This window comes from Clostridium cadaveris, from assembly GCF_020911725.1.
GTDB classification, from domain to species: domain Bacteria; phylum Bacillota; class Clostridia; order Clostridiales; family Clostridiaceae; genus Clostridium_X; species Clostridium_X cadaveris.
In genome coordinates this window covers 2231654-2249596 of record NZ_CP076620.1, presented here as the reverse complement: position 1 = coordinate 2249596, position 17943 = coordinate 2231654, and the positions used below count along the sequence as shown (strand labels likewise).

12 protein-coding genes are annotated in these 17943 nt (G+C 34.2%); 9 read left to right on the top strand and 3 right to left on the bottom strand.

Annotated features, from left to right (window positions below; all coding sequences use genetic code 11):
* Positions 1-480: 480 nt before the first annotated feature.
* The 6 genes from KQH81_RS10605 (at position 481) to KQH81_RS10580 (ending at position 11315) form a co-directional block, all read left to right on the top strand.
* Complete coding sequence (locus KQH81_RS10605; protein ID WP_230028220.1) at positions 481-852, top strand: type II toxin-antitoxin system PemK/MazF family toxin; 372 nt, start codon at positions 481-483, stop codon at positions 850-852.
* A 301-nt stretch (positions 853-1153) separates the two neighbouring features.
* Complete coding sequence (locus KQH81_RS10600; RefSeq protein ID WP_230028219.1) at positions 1154-2830, top strand: recombinase family protein; 1677 nt, start codon at positions 1154-1156, stop codon at positions 2828-2830.
* Positions 2831-3141: 311 nt separating this feature from the next.
* The gene (locus KQH81_RS10595) at positions 3142-3366 is read left to right on the top strand and encodes a helix-turn-helix domain-containing protein (RefSeq protein ID WP_027640092.1); all 225 of its coding nucleotides are present in this window, start codon (positions 3142-3144) and stop codon (positions 3364-3366) included.
* On the top strand, positions 3359-6115 hold the full coding sequence (locus tag KQH81_RS10590; protein WP_027640091.1) for a type I restriction-modification system subunit M: 2757 nt from the start codon (positions 3359-3361) through the stop codon (positions 6113-6115). Before KQH81_RS10595 ends, KQH81_RS10590 begins: the two co-directional genes overlap by 8 nt.
* A gap of 2 nt (positions 6116-6117) precedes the next feature.
* Positions 6118-7314, top strand: a complete 1197-nt coding sequence (locus tag KQH81_RS10585; protein ID WP_027640090.1) for a restriction endonuclease subunit S — start codon at positions 6118-6120, stop codon at positions 7312-7314.
* A gap of 20 nt (positions 7315-7334) precedes the next feature.
* On the top strand, positions 7335-11315 hold the full coding sequence (locus tag KQH81_RS10580; RefSeq protein ID WP_230028218.1) for a type I restriction endonuclease subunit R, EcoR124 family: 3981 nt from the start codon (positions 7335-7337) through the stop codon (positions 11313-11315).
* A 197-nt stretch (positions 11316-11512) separates the two neighbouring features.
* Here the strand turns inward: KQH81_RS10580 and KQH81_RS10575 are convergent, their stop codons facing one another.
* From KQH81_RS10575 to istA, 3 genes are read right to left on the bottom strand one after another with little or no spacing between them, the layout of a single operon-like run.
* Positions 11513-11956 carry a hypothetical protein gene (locus tag KQH81_RS10575; RefSeq protein ID WP_027640088.1) on the bottom strand — a complete coding sequence of 148 codons (444 nt, stop codon included), beginning with the start codon at positions 11954-11956 and terminating at the stop codon, positions 11513-11515.
* The gene (gene istB, locus KQH81_RS10570; protein WP_230028216.1) at positions 11937-12716 is read right to left on the bottom strand and encodes an IS21-like element helper ATPase IstB; all 780 of its coding nucleotides are present in this window, start codon (positions 12714-12716) and stop codon (positions 11937-11939) included. The genes KQH81_RS10575 and istB overlap by 20 nt, the downstream gene beginning before the upstream one ends.
* A gap of 2 nt (positions 12717-12718) precedes the next feature.
* Positions 12719-14185 (bottom strand): IS21 family transposase, encoded by a 1467-nt coding sequence (gene istA, locus KQH81_RS10565; RefSeq protein ID WP_027640086.1) that lies wholly within the window; start codon positions 14183-14185, stop codon positions 12719-12721.
* A gap of 169 nt (positions 14186-14354) precedes the next feature.
* Here istA and mntA point away from each other — a divergent pair, with 169 nt between their 5' ends.
* The 3 genes from mntA to KQH81_RS10550 all read left to right on the top strand — a co-directional run bounded on the left by mntA (position 14355) and on the right by KQH81_RS10550 (position 17938).
* Positions 14355-14768, top strand: coding sequence for a type VII toxin-antitoxin system MntA family adenylyltransferase antitoxin (mntA, locus tag KQH81_RS10560; protein ID WP_230028215.1), 414 nt, complete (start codon positions 14355-14357; stop codon positions 14766-14768).
* A gap of 373 nt (positions 14769-15141) precedes the next feature.
* Positions 15142-15918 (top strand): ABC transporter ATP-binding protein, encoded by a 777-nt coding sequence (locus KQH81_RS10555; RefSeq protein ID WP_230028214.1) that lies wholly within the window; start codon positions 15142-15144, stop codon positions 15916-15918.
* A complete protein-coding gene (locus tag KQH81_RS10550; protein WP_074844535.1) occupies positions 15908-17938 on the top strand; it encodes an ABC transporter permease in 2031 nt (676 codons plus the stop codon). The genes KQH81_RS10555 and KQH81_RS10550 overlap by 11 nt, the downstream gene beginning before the upstream one ends.
* Positions 17939-17943 lie beyond the last annotated feature (5 nt).

Genomic DNA, 17943 nt, shown 5'->3' with positions numbered 1-17943 from the left:
TACCCATTCGCCAAATACTTTCTCTTTGTGATTGTGATGAGCATAAGCGTGTGCAGCGGTACGCCACGACCTGCCAAGCGGCAGCGAGCGATTGAAAGGTGGTGAGCCTATCTTTACCGACTCAAAATATCGGGCAGCTCCCGATTTCGCCATAACCCACAAAGAGGATAATGATATTCCCGTTCAGTCACAGTCCGAGCGTGAAAAAACCGTCGCAGGCAATGAGGGCGGCTCTGTCAGAACGACAGTTGGGGTGGAACTCCCGTGGCGTCAGTTCGCTGCTGACCGTTTGGCGACTTCCCATAGCATTTCGGGGTGTCGAGGACAAGTTGAAATGCTTCTATCATATCAGCCAAACGAAAGGCGGTCATAAGAACAGAGATTTTGTTAATCTTCTCCAGACCATAAATACTTCCTTTTGTTTGGCTGCCTACATAGGCAGAACATATCTGCCTAAATAAAATTGGGAGGTCAAACATAATGGAAAGAAAAATCAAGCGTGGGGATATTTACTACGCAAACTTAAATCCCGTTATCGGCTCGGAGCAAGGTGGCAGGCGACCTGTACTTATTATTTCAAACGATGTCGGTAATAAGCACAGTCCTACGGTCATTGTCGCACCTATCACAAGCAGAATAAGCACCAAAGCAAAACTGCCGACACACACTCTAATCAATAACTTTGAGGGATTGGATAAGAACTCAATTATTTTGCTTGAACAGGTGCGAACGATTGATAAACAGCGATTAGAACAGTACTTAGGAATGATACCAGATGATATGGTGACAAGGGTTGATAAGGCTCTTGCTATTAGTGTTGCATTGGAGAAAATAAAGGCAACAGATGTGTAAAAAGGGCGAGAAGAATAAATTTGCACATTGGTAAAAATGCGGCTGTATTTCTATAATTAGAGTACAGCCGCTTGTTTTATAGCGGAGGTACTCATTATGGGAAATGAAAAATATATCCAAAATTCCGAATTGCAAAGTAAACAGATGCAAGATGAAAACGAAGTATTCAATTCATTTATCAATATTATGGTACAGATAGTTGAAAAGTACGGAAAGACAGTTTTGCAGGAATTGGATTGTGCTGCGTAAGCTACGCAGCCTTACATATCACATTTCCCTATAAAATTATGGAGGTGGTACGATGAACAGAGAAGGAAAGAAATGTGTCCTGTATCCAAGAGTAAGTACCGAGATGCAGGTGGACGGATATAGCCTTGAAGGACAGAAGAACAGCTTAAAACGCTTTGCTGACCGAGAAGAAATGGAAATTGTCGGTATCTATGAGGATGCAGGTAAATCAGGAAAATCTATTGAAGGACGACCCGCATTTAAGAAAATGCTTTCCGATATAAAAAACGGATTGGAGATAGATTATATTCTGGTTTACAAACTTTCCCGTTTCGGAAGAAATGCAGCGGATATTCTAAATTCATTAGAGTTTGTGCAATCTTATGGAATAAATCTTATTTGTATTGAAGAAGGAATTGACTCGTCACAGACAAGTGGAAAACTTTTAATCTCTGTTTTGTCTGCGGTTGCAGAAATAGAAAGAGAAAATATCATTGAACAGACAATGAATGGACGGAGAGAAAAAGCACGACAAGGTGGGTGGAATGGTGGATTTGCACCATACGGATATTATCTGAAAGACAATCAGCTCTTGATAGAAGAAACGGAAGCTGAAGCAATCAGAATTATATTTGATAAATTTGCTAATTCTGATATAGGACTTGGCGGAGTAGCAAAATATCTTAATCTTCAAGGTATAAAGAAGATACCTCGTCAGAACGGCACATTGGAAACTTGGAGCAGTCATTTTATACGGTTGATATTAGACAATCCTGTTTATTGTGGAAAGATTGCTTATGGCAGAAGAACACGAGAAAAGGTAAAAGGTACAAAAAATGAATATAAGCAGGTTCATGCAGAGGATTACATTCTGGAAGATGGACAACATGAAGGAATTATCAGCGAGGAATTGTGGCAAAAGGTTCACGCAAAGCGTATGGCAACAGGAATTAAACAGCCATCCAAAATCGGTAAGGATAGATCACACCTTTTGACGGGGATATTAAAGTGTCCCCTTTGTGGAAGTTCAATGTATACGAACAAACACGCTTGGACAAATAAAGACGGCACATACAAAGAGGTTTACTATTATATTTGTGGTAGAAATAAGCAGGAGCGAGGACATCATTGTGATTATAAAGCATCGCTAAGAAAAACAGATATTGAGCCACTTGTAATTGAAGCTGTTAAGGAATTGGTAAGCGATAAGTATTTTGCAAAAGAGATTGAAAAGCGTATTGGCGTACAGACCGATACAACAGCTATTGATAAGGAACTTGCCAATTACGAGAGTAAGCTGAAAGAAGTTGATTTGAACAAAGCACGTCTGGAGAGAGAAATTGATAATCTGCCTGTTGATACCCGCTTCAGAGAAAGAAAAATCCACGACATGACTTTAAGACTTGATGCCTTGTATGATACGATTGTAGAGTTGGAAGAACGGATTGAAGATGCAAAGCTGAGAAAAAGTTCTATCGAAATGGAAACAATCACTCTGGATAATATTTACAAGCTTATGCTGAATTTCGGAAAGCTCTATGATATAATAAGTGACGAGGAAAAGAAAAGCCTTATTACTTATCTCATAAAAGAAATTCAGATATATCCAAATGGGGAGTCAGAGCAGCCTTTGAAGTCGATAGAGTTTAATTTCCCAATATATCGGGATGGTCAAGAGGTAAGGCGGCTTTTGTGGGAAAAAGGTAATACTGTTGAGACGGTAGTATTGATGTCAAGAGTTGATAAGTAAGTAAGCAAAAATGCTTGAAATATGGATTTTCCGAGGGTCGGAGTATAAATTCCGGCGCTCGGATTTTTCTTTGTAAGACAAGAACTAAGCATATCCAAGGATAGAAAGCCACAGGGTTGAGTTGACAGGATTGAAATTGGGTAGGTTGTAGAGATAGGATTGTTAAAGTGATACAAAAACTAAAAGAATCTATAAAAAATCCTATAAAAAATCTTACTCAGTGGTTATAAACCAGATATATTGACAAAATCATCTTATTTGTGCCATAATGTTAAATGGATTTGTATATCTACTGAACGGAGGGCAGTTCTATGATAAAAAATAACATCGAAAAAGATATTAAAATAAAATGTGTTGAAGCTGATACAACACAAGCTGCTTTGGCTGAAAAAATAGGAAAAACCGTACAGTATGTGAATCGTATCGTAAAGAAAGATGATGGTGTTATAAATAAAACCTTTATTCAAATGATGGAAGGATTAGGTTATGACATTAGGCTTACCTACGAAAAACGGGAGGAGAATGACGATGAATAAACAACAATTAGCTTCTACAATTTGGCAATCAGCAAATCAAATGCGTTCCAAGATAGAAGCAAATGAATATAAGGATTACATCCTCGGTTTTATGTTTTATAAGTACCTTTCAGAACGTGAAATTCAGTTTTTGAAAGACGAAGGATATAAAGATGTCGACATAAAAAAAATCAGTGAGGAGGATGTTCAACTGGCAAAGCACATTCGCCAGAATATTGGATATTTTATCTCATATAATAATCTGTTCTCTACATGGCTTGAGAAGGGCGATGATTTTAATATCGCCAATGTTCGTGATGCTCTAAATGCATTTGACTTAAACATAGAAGAGACCTATAAGAAGATTTTTGAGAACATCTTTAAGACTCTGCAGTCTGGTCTTTCTAAATTGGGCGATACAGCTCAAAAGCAGACTAAGTCAGTAAAGAGCTTGTTAAAGCTAATTAGACGAATTCCTATGGATGGGAAGCAGGATTATGATATTCTAGGATTTATTTATGAATATCTTATCAGCATGTTTGCAGCCAATGCAGGAAAAAAGGCTGGAGAATTCTACACTCCGCATGAGGTGTCAATTCTGATGTCTGAAATTATAGCTGAAAATTTAAAGCACAAAAAGCACATTAGAATCTATGATCCAACATCTGGCTCTGGATCTCTACTCATTAATATAGGTACATCAATTAGTCGATTTATCTCTGGTGAGAATAAGGTCGATTACTATGCACAGGAGTTGAAGGAAAACACATATAATCTTACTCGTATGAATTTGGTTATGCGTGGCATCAACCCTGGAAACATTAATGTACGAAATGGCGATACCTTAGAGGATGATTGGCCTTTCTTTGAAAATGACCAAAATAGAGAGCAGACTTATCAGCTAGTCAAGGTGGATGCTGTAGTTTCTAATCCACCGTATTCTCAAAAATGGGACCCAAAAGATAAAGAGTATGATCGACGTTTTAAGGAATATGGCGTGGCTCCGAAAGCAAAGGCAGATTATGCCTTTTTGTTGCATGAGTTATATCATTTAGAAGATGATGGTATTATGACTATTGTTTTACCACATGGTGTATTATTCCGTGGTGGTGAAGAAGGTAAAATCAGAGAAACGCTTATCGAAAGAAATCACATAGAGGCCATCATCGGTCTGCCTGGAAACATATTCTTTGGAACATCTATTCCTACGATTGTTATGGTGTTGAGAAAAACACGTAAGGATTCTGATGTGTTGATTATTGACGCTTCAAAAGGATTTGAAAAAGCAGGAAAAAATAACAAACTTCGTGCCTGTGATATTAAAAAGATTGCAGATGCTGTAAGACTCAGACAGCCTATTGAAAAATATGCAGTTCTTGTGACCAAAAATAAAATTCGTGAAAATGAATACAACCTAAACATTCCTAGGTATGTGGATTCTTCTGATGCTCCAGAAACTTGGGATATTCGGTCGACTATGTTTGGTGGCATTCCGTTACACGAAGCCACATTACTTAAGGAGTATTGGGATACATTTCCTGGTATTTTTGATGCGCTATTCAAAGAGATGTCTGAAGGTTATTTAATGATTCCACACGAGGACATCCAAGCTGTCACCCTTGAGGTTCCATCCATCGAAGAATACAGACAGTCTTTTGCTGCTAGTTTTGATGGTTTTTATAAATCCTTACATGATTCTCTCATCGAAGATATTTTGGATGTAAATTCGCAAGGCAAAAAGGATGAAGTGTGTCAAGATATTTTCAATCGCATTTCAAAAGTCAAACTCTTGGATAAATATAAAGCCTACCAAATCTTATCGGAGAATTGGGACGTTATTGCGGCTGATTTAGAAATGATACAGGGTGAAGGGTTTGAAGCGATTTTCCAAGTTGACCCCAATATGGTTATTAAAAAGAAATCAGATGACGACGATGAAGTGCCAGAAGTACAGGAAGGCTGGAAAGGCCGTATTCTTCCTTTTGAATTGGTGCAGAAAGAAATACACACAGGTGAACTGAATGAGATTATCGCGATTGAAAATCGTTTGCATGAAATCACTTCTATCTATACTGAAGTTTTAGAGTCGTTGGAAGATGACGAACTGGAAGGAAGTACAGTGACTGAAGAAAAGGACTCTTTTGTTGCGAAGGAAGTCAAAATTTTTGTAGCAGAGGCATTAAAGGATGTAGATAGTCCGGAAATTGCTGCTCTTCAAAAATATCTACTACTTTCAAAAAAGAACGATAAGTTGGATTATATTGCCACAACCAATATAGTTGCGTGGGATGAGATGAATGCAAATAAGGATGGCACTTATGGCAAACCTGCTATTAACAGTCGTATTGCGCAATTGCAGATGGAATACGATTTTCCTGAGAATTCTTTTGAGGCAAAGATGAAGCAAGTGCTTATGCTAATGGACGAAGAAACACAAATCAAGCGTGAACTTCGAATCAAAAAGGATGAACTCCATCTAAAAACAAAAGATACCATTGAGCATATGGATGAAGATACTGCATTGCGACTTTTGGATTTGAAATGGATTGAACCACTTGTAAGTGGAATATTCGAGTTGCCAGAAGATACGATTAATCAGATGATTTCCAAAATCATCACACTGAACAATAAATATGCTACTACATTTGCAAATATTGAAGAAGGTATAACTGATACTAGCAAAACCTTGTATAAGATGCTTGGTGATCTTACCGGAAGTGTATCTGATATGGAAGGATTGGCAGAGTTTAGAAAGAGTCTGGAGGTTTAAGGATGGATAAAGAAAAGAAAAAACCTGCTGTCAGATTTAAAGGATTTACTGAAGACTGGAAACATTGTATGGTTGGATCAATAATAAATTTTCTTGATGACAAAACTCTTATCGAAGATGAATATCCAGTTCTGTCATCAACAATGAGTGGAATATATCTGCAAAAGGATTATTTCAATCAAGAAGTAACAACTGCTTCTAATCGCGGATATAAAAAAGTCCCATATGGATTTATTACATATAGGGCTATGAGTGATACAAATGAATTCTATTTCAATATTCAAAGGCTGATAAAAATTGGTATTGTGAGTCCGGCATATCCTGTGTTTTCAGTGAAGGAAAATAATATTGCAGATTTTTTGACTTACTATATGAACCACAATAGTAACTTTAAAAATCAAATTGTACAGAGTACAGAGGGTGGAACAAGGTATGCGCTATCAGGGAAAAAATTAGCTAGACTTTTTGTAAAAATAGCAACAGCTGATGAACAAGAAAAGATCACAAAACTGCTATTAGAGTTAGATAACCTAATCACGTCTAAACAACGTGAATATGAAAAATTAGTAATCATGAAAAAAGCAATGCTCAAAAAAATGTTTCCACAAGAAGGTTCGAAAACTCCTGAAATACGATTTGAGGAATTTACTGATGATTGGGAACTTCGTAAGTTAGGGGAACTTGGAACGGTTCAGACTTGCAAGCGTATATTCAAAGAACAAACATCTGAAAATGGAGAAATCCCTTTTTATAAAAATGGAACTTTAGGACTGGAACCAGATTCGTACATTTCTCGTGAAATATATGAAGAATTTAAGAGGATATATCCATATCCAGAAGTTGGAGATATATTGATCTCTGTAGTTGGGAGTATAGGAAGAACTGCTGAATATATGGGAAAAGATGAGTACTTTCAGGATTCCAATGTCGTGTGGCTTAAGACTGATGGTCGCATTAATAAAAAGTTTTTGAAGATTTCATATCAAGTCATTAATTGGCTTATTGAAGGTTCTACGATTAAGCACTTGTACAATGATAATATTTTGCGCAGCGAAATCATGTGCCCAAAATCACAGATTGAACAGCAGAAGATCGGAGACTATTTCCAGAATCTCGACAATCTTATTACCCTTCATCAGCGTAAATTGGATAAATTAAAAATCATTAAAGCCGGTTGCTTAGAAAAAATGTTTGTGTAAATTAGGGGGGGGGAAGTTATATGTCTGAAATTATATATACAGAAGAAAAAGACTTTGAAGATGCTGTCATTAAAACCCTGATTGAATATGGCTGGGAACCTGATGTTATACGATATCCTACTGAAGAAGATTTGATTCAAAACTGGGCAGATATTCTTTTCAATAATAACAAGCAAAATACACGTTTGAATGATTGTCCTTTGACAGCAGGTGAAATGGATCAGATTATAAACCAGGTAAAGGCGCTACAGTCACCACTTCTACTGAATGAATTTATCAACGGTAGAAGTATTTCAATCACTCGCGATAACCCAGAAGATCAACTACATCTTGGAAAAGAAGTTAGTTTGAAAATTTATGACCGTCAAGAAATTGCTTTAGGCCAAAGTCGCTATCAAATAGTACAGCAGCCACAATTCAAAACCAAGTCTCCCATTCTTAACAATAGACGTGGAGATCTGATGCTACTTATTAATGGTATGCCGGTAATCCACCTAGAGTTAAAGCGTAGTGGTATCCCAGTAAGTGAAGCGTATAACCAGATAGAGAAATATTCCCACGAAGGTGTATTCCGTGGAATTTTTTCTATGGTTCAGATTTTTGTGGCAATGCAGCCAAAGGAATCAGTTTATTTTGCCAATCCGGGTGAAGATGGCGTGTTTAATAAGGCGTTTTACTTCCATTGGGCTGACGTTAATAATAATCCCATCAATGATTGGCATACTTTCGTATATAGGTTTTTGTCTATACCTATGGCACATATGTTAATAGGTTTCTATACGATTGCAGATACTGATGATGGAATTCTTAAGGTAATGCGAAGCTATCAGTATTATGCTGCTGTAGGCATTGCTGACATTGTGGCAGATAAGAAAAGTCACTGGGATGACGGTAACCAGTTGGGAGGCCATATTTGGCATACAACGGGCAGTGGTAAGACTATGACCAGCTTTAAGGCGGCGCAGTTGATTGCCAGCAACCATGATGCAGAGAAGGTAGTATTCTTGGTTGACCGTAAAGAACTAGGTATTCAATCCTTAAAAGAATACCGTTCTTTTGCATCTGAAAGTGAATCAGTACAGGCAACTGAAAATACGACGATCCTGACTTCTAAATTGAAAAGTGATGATCTTGATAATACGCTAATTGTTACCTCTATTCAGAAACTCAGTAATATTACTGCTGAGGATTCTGGATTAAATGATGCAGACCTCAAAGCAATACAGCGTAAGCGCATGGTTATCATTATTGATGAATGTCATCGTTCTACATTCGGAGATATGCTGATTCACATCAAGAATACTTTTAAGAATGCTATTATTTTTGGTTTCACCGGAACACCAATACAGGATTTAAATGCAAAGAAAGACAGTACCACACCTACTATTTTTGGAGATGAAATTCATAGATATACTTTAGGAGATGGAATAAGAGACAGGAATGTACTTGGGTTTGATCCATACCTTGTTCGTATATATGATGACAACGATTTGAGGGAACAAATTGCATTAGAAAAAGCAAAAGCATCTTCTCAGCAGGAAGCCATGAGTGACCCAAAAAAGAAGAAAATGTTTCTCAAATATATGGATTCATCACAGGTGAAAATGTACGGAGAGATTGTTAATGGTAAATGGATCAGTGGTATAGAGGATTACATTCCAAACGAGCAGTATCAAACACCTGAATATAAGATGGGAATTATTACTGATATTAAAAAGAAATGGCCCCTTTACAGCCGAGACAGACAATTTCATGCTATTTTTGCAACCAGCAGTATTCCGGAAGCAGTAGAGTACTATCGTCTGATGGTAAAGGAAATGCCGGAACTAACGATTACGGCTATGTTCGATCCGTCTATTGATAACGAGGGTGGTGGCTCTCTTGAAAAGGAAGACGGCATTGTAGAAATGTTGGATGCCTATAACAGTAAGTTTTCTCAATCTTTCTCCATTGCTTCTTACGATAAATTTCGTAAAGATGTTAGTTTGCGCATGTCACATAAAAAGCCTTATGAACGCTTGGGCAAAGATGAGCAAATTGACATTTTGATTGTTGTAAATCAAATGCTAACTGGATTTGATTCTAAGTGGGTTAATACGTTATACCTAGATAAAGTTATGGAATACGAAAATCTTATCCAGGCATTTTCTAGAACCAACCGTCTCTATGATATGGCAGAGAAACCTTTCGGAATCATAAAATACTATCGACGTCCTAATACCATGGAGAAAAACATTGAAGCCGCGGTAAAAGCCTACTCGGGAGATGTTCCCACAGGTCTTTTTGTAGACAAGCTCCCAAATAACCTCAGACATATGAATACTTTGTATTTGGGTATTGAGCAGCTCTTCAAAAATGCTAATATTGACAGTTTTGAAAAACTACCAGAGGATTCAGCTACAGTAGCGAAATTTGCCAAGGATTTCAAACTGTTTGTAACACATCTGGAAGCTGCATTGATTCAGGGATTTGTATGGTCTAGAAAATTTTATCCAGACGAGAATCAGGTTGAGGATGCTATTGAAGTAGCAGTTGACGAGATGACATATTTGACCCTCCTTGCTAGATACAAAGAACTTTCAAGAGGCGGTGGTGGAGGCCGAGGCGGAGATGTTCCTTACGAGGTGGATATTCATATCACTGAATATGATACTGGAAAAATTGATGCTAACTATATGAATTCCAATTTTGATAAGTATGTCACATTGATACAGGGCGATACCGATCCTTCAATTGTGGCTGCGGCATTAAAAGAACTACATAGATCTTTTTCCATGTTATCTCAAGAAGAACAACGCTACGCTGAACGATTTGTGCATGCTGTAGAGAATGGAAAAGCAGATTTAGTTCATGGAAAAACTTTCAGGCAGTATATTGCAGATTACATGAAGGCAGACGAATATGCCAGAATTAATCGTGTTGTTAGGAGACTTGGTTGTAGCTTTAATCTTCTTCGTGAACTGTTGGAGAGAAAAGTTAATAGTAGCACTCTTGATAATTATGGTAAATTTACAGAACTTAAAAATTCGGTAAATAAGATTAAATCTAGAGAGTTTTTTAAGCGTGTTCTCCGAAACGAGTATGTTGAACTTAGATTACCATTATATAGTGAAGAGTATCTCCGTTTCTTCTTGTTAAGTGGAGGACATGATCCATATCTATATGTGAGTGACGAAGAAATGTATACTCAGCCAAATGATAACGGTTCAGTATCAGAAGCACCAAATGTTGGAGTTGTTCTTACAGAAAATGATTATGTTGGAAAAAAGACAGTTTCAACGGTAAAAAGTAAAACGCTGACCAACTGGTACTCTGAAAGTAAAGCAGTAGCAAGCGCAGTAAAAACTGATTGTTTTGCATATGTGGACAATAAGGTTTGTCTGGCATCTTCTCAATATATTCAACGAACTGACGATGGCCACCTTGAATTAACAGAATATGCAAAAGCTCATGAGGAAGAATGTTTCCTTCAATTCATTGTGGGTGAAAATGATGGGAAATTGCACTATGTTAAACTTCCCGCAGCAAAAGCAGATGTGACATTCAATTATTACGATGAGATAAGTGAAGAATTACTTACTCAATATGGACTGGTAAATGAAATGTCTAAAGAAATGCTGAAAGCTATTGGGGAATCAGAGTTTGGAGATGCATTGACAAAGCTTATGGATAAACATATTTGCAATTACTCGGGTAGATTGTTGAAAAGTGTAACCGGCTTGGATATCAGAACCATCAGTAATATGAAAAAAGGCGAAAACCTTACTAAGCTAAATGTTATTTCTGCTTGTCTCGGAATTCATATTCCATATAGGGTAAGTGACCGAATGCTGCAATTAGCAGATCTAAGTTTAAATATGACTTCGCCTGGTAAAATAGGTGCGGATAATGAAACTTATGATATGTTGTTACATCTTAAATGGGCTACTGATTACGGGAACGTGTATGATGAACTTAAAGAACAAAGTTTAGACTATCTTATTCATCAGCCACCATTATAAGTTAAGAGTTTTCCTTTAGGCCGGATTTTTTATCCGGTCTAAAATTTTTTTTGATGAACATTATTCATCGGTGATTATAACGATTTTGTTATTTTCACGAGTCATATAATGAAATAAGGAGCAGCGCATATGAAAATATGTGTAGATTGTCAAGTACCTTTGACCCACATTAACGAGCAAAACTGATCCACCAAATATTAATTTATAACATCAATATCATAACCATTTTCCCGTAATCGTACCAAGTTAATTTCAATAGTTTTGGAACTTTGACTTATTGTAATGTATTTTGATAACTCTATAAGCCTATCTTGAAGGATATCTATATTAAGAGCATCGATAGGATCTTTGTAATGTATTTTTTTAGGTATAGATGCTACAATTTTTGTAGCATCATCATTATCTTTATTAAATAAATCCTCTATACTAATGAATGGAGTCTCAATAGTAGTTGGAAGTTCATATCTTTTAAAAGTTCTATTGTATACATATCCTGTATATTTTTTAAGTAATCTAACAAAATAATCATAATTAATACTTGTGTTAAGAGACACAAATTCTTTAGCTGCTTTCTTACCTTCTGTATTGAAAATATGTATAAATTTTTCAAAATCTAGATCCTTATGATTCTGTTTCATCATTAGATTTCCTCCTTATTTTTCCCTTTACTCTATAGCTATCTCCTGTTATACTTATTAAGTGACAGTGGTGCATCAGTCTATCAAGTATAGCTGTTGCAGCTAGTTTACTTGTGAATATTTTATCCCAATTACCTAGCGGTGTATTGGTAGTTAGTATTAGAGAGCCCTTTTCATATCGTTGGCGGATGATTTGAAAAAATATGCTCTCTTTTTCTTTATCCATTTGAAAGTGGCCTAACTCATCAATAATTAGTAAATCTATCTTTCGTATTGCTTTAAAATTAATTTCTAAAGTACCTTGTAGATAGCTCTTGTATAGTTTGTCCATGAATTCTTGAGCTGTGGTAAATAGAACTTTAAAGCCACTTTTACAAGCTAATACTCCTAATGAGATGCTAATATGACTTTTTCCAACGCCTGGCGGCCCTATCAAAATTACATTTTCTTTATTATTTATAAAAGATAATGTTTCTAAATCTCTTACTTTAGCTTCGTTAATTTTATCAGGAAATGAAAAATCAAATTCTTCTAATCTTTTTATTCCTTCAAATTTTGATGCTTTAATATTACGTTCAGCATTTCTTTCTTTTTTACCTTTCGCCTCTATATCAAGTAATCTTACTAAAAATTCTCTATAACCTATATTATGTTCAATAGCGTAAGCTATTTCCGCTTCATAATTTAATTGGATGTCTAATAATTTGAATTGCTTTAAAAGAGATTTAATATGGTCTGATGATGTATTAATCTTGCTTTTCATACTTAAAATTGATCCTCCTCATAATAAGATAAGTCACGGCTAGTTTCATTTATAGTAAGGAGTTCATTTTCAGAGCTAATACCTTTAACAATATCAAAGTACTTTGTCTTTAATACATCCTTTATACCACTAATTTCATAAATATTTTTCTCAATACAATATTTCAAAACTAAGTCTAACGACTCTATATCATAAAGCTCCTTAAGCTTAATTATTTGACGCAAGTGATAACTAGGCTGTTTCAAGTGAGGAATACACTTTTTATAAAAAATTTGTCCATTAGAAAATATATTTTCAAACTGCCTTATTATCTCAGGAATAGATTTTGGTGCAATATTATTTAAGTCACCATAATGCTCATCAATAGTGATCATTTTCCCCTTATCTTTAATAATTTCATGAGTTGCAATTATTTCTAAACCTGCATTAAAGATTTCTAATTTATAACCTAAGGATATTCTAAATGATACCTTTTTGCCTACATATTCAACGGGAACACTATATTTTACTGCTTCAACAGATATATAGGAATCCAAGCTCACTTTTCTTTCTTTAAGATCACAAATAATAAATGGTTTAGTTCTTATTGGGGTTAAATGTGGTACCTCTTCAGCAAAAAATTCATTTGTTAGTCTTAAGGTTGTACTATGAACAAGATTATTAGATTCTTCTATAAATATATCTGCTGCTTCATTTAATTCAGTCATAGAATTAAATTTACTACCTTTAACAAACTGTTCCTCAATATATTGAAAAGGTTTTTCTACCTTACCTTTAGTGCGGGCCCGATAGGGATTACAAGCATTTAAATGTATGCCTAAGTAATGTGATAATCGTAGTGCATTGGTATTGAAGTCAACTTCATCTCCAGATTTATTTGAATTAACTAGTGCCTTGGGGTTATCAATTAGTAGCTCCTTTGTAACACCTCCAATTTTTTTAAATAGCAAATATATAGAATCGTATATGGCTTCGCCGTCACAAGACTTAGAGAATATGATGGCTTTTTTTCTAGATGCTGATAAAATTAATGAAAAGCAATAGACTGTTATTTTTTCACTTGCTATATTCATTATATAATGTGCCCAATCAAATTGAGCTTGATCTCCTAGAGGAGTTTCTATACGTTTTGTAGCTTTTAATGGAAGATTAGATTTATCTTCTTTTAGTGTGTTTAAATAGCGATATACTGGAGAGATGCTCCCATTATATCCAAGCTTTTTTAATTCTCTATAAATCCTAGTACCTATAAAGTTATACTCTGGATCAAGGTACCATATCTTGATTTTTTCTAGATAATCATCTACCTTTGTTGAATAATCTCTTTTCTTGTATTTTGGTTCTTCTTCAAACTGTATCAACCTTTTAACTGTATTTCTTGATATTTTCAATTCTCTAGCTATCTGCCGAATGGGTATTCCTTTCCTGTGCATTGTCTTAACAGTTATCCAATCCTTCACATCTTTCACCTTGTTTCCTCCTAATCTTTTGTTTCAAGATTAGGATAGTTTATAAGATTTAGATGGGTCAAGTTTATTCGTTAAAGGCGGGTCAAGTTTAAGTATAAATCAACAAAATACTATTAATAAGTTGATTTATATTATAATTTGGTAAGTCTTAAGGTAAGGGGTGAAAGCTGTGGAAGAGGTAAGAGCAGATATAATAAAAAAGTTAAATAGTGAAGAGTTTAAGTCTTACGTTAGCAATTTGGCAGTGAGAGATGTCTTACTTTTTGGAAGCACCATAAATGGAGATTTTACTGAAGAGTCTGATATTGACATTGCAGTTTTAGGTACATCAAAGTTTTCGATAAGTGAAATTTTAAGGTTCGAATTATTTTTAGAAGATCTTCTTCAGCGTAGAATTGATGTTGTGGATTTAAACAGTGAAACCTTAGATATTTTTATAAAAATAAATATACTAAATACAGGGAAGAGTATTTACACCATAGACAATAATCAGTATTTGTATAAATTTATAGATGATGTTGATTGGTATTATAGAGAGAATGAGCATTATTTTCAATGTAGAAGGAGAGATTTGTTGTCATGAATGAAGAGAGGTTATTGAAAGTAATCGAAGACATGAGGGAATCCTTAAATATCTTATTAGAAAATAATACATATTCAAGGTGAGTTAGAGATTGGCAGAGGCAAGTTTTTGCTACGTGAAATTACAGGATGAAGTAACCTATAGGAAAGAAAGCCGGTTGGATTTAAAAGGCGCTTACTTAGCTGAAAGTAGGTGCTTTTATTATGCTTAAAATTAAGGAAATATAGTGTGAATCTCTAACCTTTCACCAATTGTAAGTATTTTATTTTAGGAATTATATTTATAATAATTATAGAACATGAAAAGTTAGGACAAATAAAAATCCGGAGTTTTATTTGTTTGCTATAAGGATATGATGTGAAAGGTGATTATAATGAGTGAAAGAATATTAGAAGTTAAAAATTTAAAGAAATATTATGGCAAGAAAGATTCTGTAACTAAGGCTTTGGATGGAATAAGCTTTCAGGTGATGAATGGTGAATTTATTGGGATTATGGGGAGTAGTGGTTCGGGAAAAACAACTTTACTTAATTGTATCGCAACTACAACTCATCCTACAGAAGGTAATATTTTATTAAATGGAGAGAACGTAGAAAAATTTAAAGGTAATAAATTAGCTCAATATAGAGGTAATAAGATTGGTTATCTATTTCAAAACTTTGAATTGCTAGAAAACCTGACAGCAAGGGAAAATATTTTACTACCAATGGCTATTCATAATAAATTACATGATAATAGTAAGGTAGAAGTAGAAAAATTAGCAGAATATATGGAGATAAAAGATATATTAGATAAATTTCCAAATGAAATTTCAGGAGGACAAAAGCAGCGTGTTGCAGCTGCAAGAGCTTTAATTTTAAATCCACAAATTATTTTGGCTGATGAACCAACAGGAGCATTAGATTCTAAAAATGCAAAAGCATTAATGGGAAAATTATCTGATTTAAATGAAGAACAAAAATCAACTATTTTAATGGTTACTCATGATGCAAATGTAGCTAGCTTTTGTTCAAGAATTTTATTTATACAAGATGGAAAGCTTTTTCATGAGCTAAGACGTAAAAAGCCTGAGGAGTCTAGACAAGATTTTTATGAAAGAATTCTTCTAGTTATGTCACAACTAGGAGGTGGCAGCGCAAATGTTTTATGATTTAGTTAAGAGAAACAGCAAGAGAAACAGAAAAGAAAATGGATTATTTTTTATATCATTAATAGTATCTATAGTTGCGTTTTATATTATTTTATCTCTTGAAAAACAAGATGTTATTATATTTTTAAAGACTATGGAAAGTCAGGCTTTAGATAAGTTATTTTTATTGATTCCAGTTTTATATGGATTGTCTTTATTTATTTTATTTTTTCTTGTGTATTTTGCAGGAAAATATCAATTAGAAAGAAGAAACAGAGAACTTGGAATGTACTTAATGCTTGGAATGAAACGTAGAAAATTATTGTTAATGCTTTTTATGGAAGAGTTAAGGAATAGCATATTATCATTAGCAATTGGTATTCCAATAGCAATTTTTATATCAGAAATTATTAGTTTGGCTACAGCTAAAATAGTAGGGCTAGGTATAATAGGTCATAGCTTTTCATTTTCCATGACAGCTATATTAGGAACAATTGCTGGATATTTTATTATTAGATTTATAGCACTTATTATTTTAAGCGGTAAATTCTCAAAAAAAGAGGTTATAGAATTACTATCAGACTCACAAACAGAAAAGAAAAGGAAAATTAATAAAGTAGCGGTTGCTATTAAATTTTTATTAGGAATTATATTCCTTGCAGTAGCTTTTACTATAGCAATAGCTGGGTTATCGTGGAAAAGTATAAAGTTATTTGCAATAACAGTAATACTAGGACTTAGTGGAATGTTCCTATTATTTCAAGGAATAGGAGTTCTATTTGAAATAATACTTAGAAAGAAACAGAGTAAAGGTGAATTAAAAATGTTTACCTTTAGACAATTACAAGAATCAGTATTTTTAAAACCAAATACTATGGCCATTTCATCCCTATTGATTCTAATGACAATTAGTTGCTTTGCATATGGTATACCGGTAGGGTACTTAAATAATTCAAAGGAAGCACATGTTATGGATTATACCTTTAAAGGCAGTAAGGAAGAGGTACAATCAATAATAAAAGACCTCAATTTAGAACAGTATATTGATGGCATATATGATATGAACTTAGGTATATGTTATAAAAAAGGTATCGACATAAAAGAGTTAGTTGCGGTTATTGAAAAACAACCAAATAGTGAAGATAAAGATATTGCTCTTAATAATATTCAACATATGGATAGACCGTACTTAATATCAGTAAATTCATATAATAAGCTTTTAGAGATACAAGGAAAGGATACTATTGAATTAAAGGATAATGAAGTAGCTCTTTATAATGATCCGCAGTTTAGAACAGGTGATACAATTAAAAGAACTTTAAAGGAAAGACCTACGTTATATATAAATGGAGAGGACTATAGATTAGTTGATAAATACTATTCAGATAGTATAGTAACAGATAGCTTAATTACTATAATGAATGGATTAATAGTGCCAGAAGAAATGTTTGACAAATATACTGATAAAAATAATGTTAGCACTTATTGGAATGTAACTTTAAAAAAAGAATTTGTTGATGAAAAAGGACTAATGCAAGCTATTAGCATGGTTAATGAAAAGTTAAATACTGCAGAAATACGTTATGAAAGTTATCTTCAGAATATAGGAAGAGAGTTATTTTACACTGTATCAGCAAGCTATACTACTATTTATTTAGCAGTTATTTTTCTAATAATAGCAAATACGGTTATGGGAGTGCAATTTTTAATGCATCAACAAAAAACGAGAAAGAGATACGTATCATTAACTTACCTTGGAGCAAACTATGAAATGTTATGTAAATCTTCAAGAAATCAAATTACTTGGTATTTTTCACTGCCAATAATAGTTTCAACTATAAGTAGTATATTTGCAGTAAGATCATTATTTACAGGTATTATGACAACATCAATGAAAGATCATGTTGGTAAACTGATGGTTATTTCAATTCCTGTTATTGCCGTAATATGTGTGATAGAATTATTTTATATGCACTTAGTAAAGAAAAGTAGTGATAAGAATATTTTAAAGCTTATGGATATAAAAAGAGAAGATAATTAGGGAGG